This is a genomic window from Streptomyces sp. MnatMP-M17, assembly GCF_900091995.1.
In the GTDB taxonomy this organism is placed as follows: Bacteria; Actinomycetota; Actinomycetes; order Streptomycetales; family Streptomycetaceae; genus Streptomyces.
Map to the genome: position 1 here is coordinate 1 of NZ_FMDK01000912.1, position 5,724 is coordinate 5,724.

Genomic DNA, 5,724 nt, shown 5'->3' on the forward strand with positions numbered 1-5,724 from the left:
GCGGCGCGCGCGGCAGCCGCCAGTCGCCGACCGCATCGGCGGGCAGCCCTTGGATACGGGCCATCAGAAGCGCGATGTCGTCCTCGCCGTGCCGGGTGTCGAGCGTATTGAGAACGTGGTCGCAGACGTCCTCCAGCGGGCGGCCCGGATTGGTGAGAGCGGCACGGAAGGCGCTCAGCCCTTCGTCCAGCGGATGGTCCCTGGACTCGACCAGGCCGTCCGTGTACAGCGCCAGCAGCGCGCCCTCCTCCAGGTCGACCTCGACCTGCTCGAAAGGTTCACCGCCCACACCGAGCGGCATTCCCGGCGGCACATCGAGCATCAGCGCCGCCTCGCCCGGTTCGACCAGCACGGGCGGGAGATGGCCGGCGTTGGCGAAGGTGCAGCGCCGGGTGACCGGATCGTAGACGGCGTAGACACAGGTGGCGAGATAGACCTCGGAGAGATCGGCGTCCCGCGTCTTGTGGGCGACTCGCGAGGCCTGCTGGGCACCGCTCGGAGTGCCGAGGCCACGGGCGATCTCATCGAGCGCCGAGAGCACTTCCGCGGGCTCCAGATCGAGCAGGGCCAGGGTGCGTACGGCGGTACGCAGTTCGCCCATGGCGACGGCGGCCCGCAGACCGCGTCCCATGACATCGCCCACGACCAACGCGGTGCGGTGGCCGGGCAGTTCGATGACGTCGAACCAGTCGCCGCCCACCTCGGTGGCGGTGTTGCCCGGCAGATAGCGGCAGGCGATGTCCAGCCCTGCGGCCTCCGGATCGCCCGGCGGGAGCAGACTGCGCTGGAGTATCAGCGCGCGCTCGTGCTCCCTGCGGTAGAGACGGGCGTTGTCGATACAGACCGCGGCGCGCGCGGCGAGTTCGACCGCGAGCGCCCGGTCCCGTTCGCCGAACGGTTCGCTGCCCTTCGTCCGGGAGAACTGGGCGAGTCCGATGACGGTGTCGTGGGCGACCATCGGGACGGCCAGCGTGGACTGGACCAGACTGCCCGTCTCGCCCGGGATGGACTGCACGCGGCCGGTCCGCAGGGCGTTCGCGCTGAGCGAGCTGAACGGGAACCGATGGACGGCGCCGACCTGCGGCGGAACGTATCCCTCGTCGCCCGCGCCACCGGGACCGGTCAGCGGCGCGTCGGAGACGGCGCTCGCGAAGGCGACACGGCGCAGCCGGGCGCTGCCGCCACCGGAGTCGTTGCCGGAGGAGCCCCACCGTCCCGGCGGTGCCTCCTCGCCGGTGAGCAGGCTCTGGTAGAGATCGACGGCGGCCTGATCGCAGAAGCCCGGAACGGCCACGTCGAGAAGCTCGCGGGCGGTGGTCTCCAGATCGAGGGAGTTGCCTATCCGGGCACTGGCCTCGTTGAGGAGGGCGAGGTTGCGGCGGGCGCTGGCGGCCTCGCGGGCGGCGATATGACGCCGGGTGACATCGGTGCCGACTCCGGCGACACCGATGGGGCGGCCCGATCCGCTGTGCACACGGTAGAGATTGATCGACCAGTGCCGGCGCTCCTTGCCGCCGGGCTGGGTGCCGACGATCTGAAGGTCGGTGACGGACTCGCCGGTTTTCAGGACCCGCTGGAGGGCGGCGGTCATCCGCTCGGCCTCGGGACGGGAGAGATAGTCGTGCACGGTGCGCCCGCGGTGGTCGCCCGCCTTACCGCCGAAAACGGTGGCGAACCGCTGGTTGGCGCGCTGCACCTTGAGATCGGTGCCGAACAGAAGGAAGCCGAAAGGAGATTGGCCGAAAATGGCCTGCGAGGAGGCGAGGTCGGTTTCGATCCGGCGCAGCGCGCGGACGTCGACGACTATACAGAGCGCGCCTCGTTCGCCACTCTCCGTCTCGCTCGGCATCACATAGACCTCGGCGAGCCCGTGCTCCCCGCGACCACCGTGCTCGCCGCGCTCGCCGTCGGTACGGAACGGGACCAGGCCGGTCCATTCCTTGCCGTCGAGGATCTCCCTGAGCCGGCGATGACCGCGCGGGCGCAGATCGGCGGGCATGAAGACCTCGACCGGGTCCTTGCCTCTGACCTGCTGCGAACCGATTCCGAACAGCTCGGCGGCACGCTCGCTCCACTGGTCGACCAGCCCGTCCGGGCCGATCGAGAAAGAAGCGACTCTGACGTAGTCGTATATCGAGCCGGGCGGACTGCTCTGCCATACGACGTCGCCCGTCGTCCCAGATATCTCGCTCACGCGACCGTCCCCTCCAGCTCACGCACCGGACCGGCCATGTCCGCAGTATTCAGCACTACGGCCCCGGCCGACACGCCGTTCACGATCACAGCACGGTCTCGTTCTTTTTGAGCCGCGTCGACGTGATCGTTCTCCCTTCAGACTTCTAACCAGGCAGAGGCAGCTCGAACCACACGGTCTTGCCCGTCTTCCCACGGCGGGTGCCCCAGCGTTTGGCGGAACAGGCCACGAGCTGGATTCCGCGGCCTCCCTCGTCGTCGGGACCGGCGGGCCGCTCGGTCGGAGGATCCGGGAGAGGATCGGACACCTCCACCAGAAGCGCGGGCCGCTCCCGGGCCGTAGAAATCCCGGCGGAAATCCCGGCAGAAGTCGCGGCGGAAGTTCCGGCGCGGAGGGCGAGGCGTACTCCGATCGGTCCTGAGGCATAGCGCAGGGAGTTGGTCACCAGCTCGCTGACCAGCAGGACCGCCACATCACGGACGGCAGGGAGCACCTTCCAGGTGCGGAGCGTGTCACGTACGGCATGACGGGCGGCATGGACGGAATCGGGCTCGGCGGGGAAGGTCCACTCGGCCTCTGCGCCGTCCTCTGTGTCGATCAAGCCGATCACTTCCCAAGACCGACGGCAGGGGCCGCATCCCTTTTGGAGGGGTTAATCAGCTCATACCCGATATCCAGGACGGCTATCGCCCTGCCCGACGCACGGTGGGACAAACGGAGTAGACACTCCCGGCGGCCGGCCATGGAGGCAGGACCTGGTGGACAGGACTACTGGAAAGGAGTCTCGTTCACGGCGTCGGGCGAGGCGGCGCGGAGGCGGCGGGCGGCTTCCGTCACGGCCGGGCGGTCCTGGTCGAGCCAGTCCACCGTATGGATCTCGTCCGGGCCGAGCCAGCGCAGCTCGTCGTGGTCCTCCAGAGGAAGCGGCTCACCGGAGAGCAGCCGAGCCGTCCACACCTGGAGCACATAGCCGGGCTTCAGCGGCCACTCGCCGGGGATGCGCTCCACCGGCCGTGTCTCCACGCCGAGTTCTTCCCGCAGCTCGCGTACGAGCGCCTGCTCGGGCCTCTCGCCCGGCTCCAGCTTGCCACCGGGCAGCTCCCAGCGTCCGGCCAGCTCGGGAGGCGCACTACGGCGGGCGGCCAGCAGCCGGCCCCGGTGGCACACGGCGCCCGCCACCACGACACGATCACTCATGCGCCGGAGCGTAACGCGAGCACCGACCGGACGGGACACGTGCCCAGTGAGCGGTCCGTCCGGACCTAGTGGGCGGTCTGACCGATGTGCTCGACCCAGTAGAGCTGCTTGTGTCCCGAATCGTCGAGGCTGTCCGCCATCTTCCGCGCCTCGTCCTCGGTGGCGTACCTGCCGACGCGATAGCGGTTGCCGTTGCCGTCCTCCCGTATCACCAGCCATGGGAGCGCGACCGCGCCGTCGTTCATCGAGCTCCTCCCGCCACCGGCCTGCATGTCTCTGAAGATTCCCAGGAAACCGCACTCCGCATATGCCCGAGCCTACGCCTGACCTTCACTCAGCGGATACGTGATTTCACGAAGAGGTACGCATCCGGCCAACAAAGCGCCGAAAAGGGCACGCGCCGGCGTGCGCCGTTGTCCGGACCCGGCGTACACGGTACGGCACTTCGGTATGCAGTAGACACATGAGGTGTTCAGCGGAAAGGGAGTTGACTCTCCGTCACGACTACCGCACAGCGGCGCCCGGATGAGCACGCATGAGCGGCCGGACAACAGCGGTCGGTGAGCGGTTACTTGACGGAGAGGTGGTACGCGATACGGAAGCGGTCGGCCGGGACGACCACATCCGCCGTCTCCACGGCACGCCCTGACGCGTAATAGGTCCGCTCCAGCACCATCACCACATGGCCGGGCACACCGCCGAGCGCCAGCAGCTCCTCCGCGAGCCCGGGCCGTGCGCCGATCTGCTCCAGCACGTTGTCCACGACCAGGTCGATGGCCGCCATCCGCTCGACCACTCCGCGCCCGCCCAGCGGTCCCTCCTCGGGCAGCATCACCGGCGTACGCCCGGTGAGCGACAGCGGCTCCCAGGAGGTGGAGAGCATCATCGGCTCGCCGCCGTCCCGGAAGACATAGCGCGTACGCATCACCGGCTCGCCCGGCTGGATACCGAGACGGAGCGCGATCTCGACTCCGGCCTGCTCCTGCTCGCTCCTGGACTCCCAGGTGCCTCGCGCGCCGGTCTCCGCCTGCTCCTGGCGGAACGGACTGGAGCCGGACGGCGGACGGTGCCCGGAGCGGGAGATCCGGCGCGGCACTGGCCGCTCCCGTACATATGTGCCCGACCCGGAGCGCCCCTCCACCAGCCCTTCCGCCATCAGCACCTTGCGCGCCTCCAGCGCGACCGTGTCCGAGACGCCGTACTCCTCGCGGATACGGGCCTGCGAGGGCAATCGGGTGTGCGGCGGCAGCACTCCATTGACGATCTTCTTACGGAGATCGCTCGCAACGCGCAGATAGGCGGGCTGCTCACCGAAGGCCACGGGCACTCCCATCAGGTTGACAGACAGCAACAGCCTGGCAACCGTCGGTTGTTGGCCGCAAGCATGGGCCAGAGTTTCACCCGAAGTGATGACTTGAGGTTTGGCAAAGGCCGGCCACCGGGGCCGGCCCGGCCAACTGCGATGCTGCTGGGCTGCGATGCTGGTGGACATGGAGACGACCTACCCGGCCTACCTCTGCCCGGTCGACGGCACGCGCTCGCCCGTCGACGCGTACGCCTGGTGCTGCCCGGTCTGCCGAGGGCCGTGGGATCTCGTCCTCGACACCTCGCCAGTGGCTCTGAGTTCCCTCCCCCGTCGCGTCAATTCGCTCTGGCGGTACGAGGAGGCGCTGCCGCTCTCCGCGCCCGTCACCAGCCTCGGCGAGGGCCGTACGCCGCTCGTTCCGCTGACTCCGTCCGTCTCCGCCAAGCTCGACTTCCTGATGCCCACGCTCTCGTTCAAGGACCGTGGCGCGGTGATGCTCGCCGAGCTGGCGCGGCGGCTCGGTCCTGAGCGGGTCGTCGCGGACAGCAGCGGCAACGCGGGCACGGCGATCGCGGCGTACTGCGCGCGGGCCGGGCTGCCCTGCACGGTGTATGTGCCGGAGACGACCTCGCCGAAGAAGACCGAGCAGATCCGGGCCCACGGCGCGCGCCTGGTCCGCGTACCCGGCGACCGCGAGGCCACCGCCCTGGCCGCCCGCGCCGCCGCCGGCGAACCGGGCACGTTCTACGCGAGCCATGTCTACAACCCGTACTTCCTGCACGGCACGAAGACCTATGTCTACGAGCTGTGGGAGGACCTCGGAGGACGCCTTCCCGAGGCGATCGTCGTACCGGTCGGCAACGGGACTCTGCTGCTCGGCGCCGCGCTCGCCGTCGCGGAGCTGTACGGGCACGGTCTCATCGCCGAACGGCCCGCGCTGATCGCCGTCCAGGCCGAGGCGGTCTCACCACTGGCGACGGCCTTCCACACGGGCGCGCACGATCTGCCCGCCGCGCCCGCGGCCGAC

The 5,724-nt window shown here is 69.5% G+C and carries 6 protein-coding genes; 1 reads left to right on the top strand and 5 read right to left on the bottom strand.

Annotated elements, in window-relative coordinates; all coding sequences use genetic code 11:
• The 5 genes from GA0115259_RS33270 to GA0115259_RS33290 all read right to left on the bottom strand — a co-directional run.
• Positions 1 to 2,194, bottom strand: a 2,194-nt coding sequence (locus GA0115259_RS33270) for a SpoIIE family protein phosphatase (protein ID WP_107469329.1), incomplete at its 3' end; no start/stop codon positions are given.
• Between the two features lie 145 nt (positions 2,195 to 2,339).
• Positions 2,340 to 2,804, bottom strand: a complete 465-nt coding sequence (locus GA0115259_RS33275) for an ATP-binding protein (RefSeq protein WP_093603845.1) — start codon at positions 2,802 to 2,804, stop codon at positions 2,340 to 2,342.
• A 158-nt stretch (positions 2,805 to 2,962) separates the two neighbouring features.
• Positions 2,963 to 3,391 carry a (deoxy)nucleoside triphosphate pyrophosphohydrolase gene (locus GA0115259_RS33280; RefSeq protein WP_093603847.1) on the bottom strand — a complete coding sequence of 143 codons (429 nt, stop codon included), beginning with the start codon at positions 3,389 to 3,391 and terminating at the stop codon, positions 2,963 to 2,965.
• Between the two features lie 65 nt (positions 3,392 to 3,456).
• A complete protein-coding gene (locus GA0115259_RS33285; protein WP_093603849.1) occupies positions 3,457 to 3,636 on the bottom strand; it encodes an SPOR domain-containing protein in 180 nt (59 codons plus the stop codon).
• A 323-nt stretch (positions 3,637 to 3,959) separates the two neighbouring features.
• Complete coding sequence (locus GA0115259_RS33290) at positions 3,960 to 4,712, bottom strand: GntR family transcriptional regulator (protein WP_066942708.1); 753 nt, start codon at positions 4,710 to 4,712, stop codon at positions 3,960 to 3,962.
• Positions 4,713 to 4,881: 169 nt separating this feature from the next.
• Here GA0115259_RS33290 and GA0115259_RS33295 point away from each other — a divergent pair.
• On the top strand, positions 4,882 to 5,724 hold an 843-nt coding region (locus GA0115259_RS33295; RefSeq protein ID WP_237540673.1), incomplete at its 3' end, for a pyridoxal-phosphate dependent enzyme.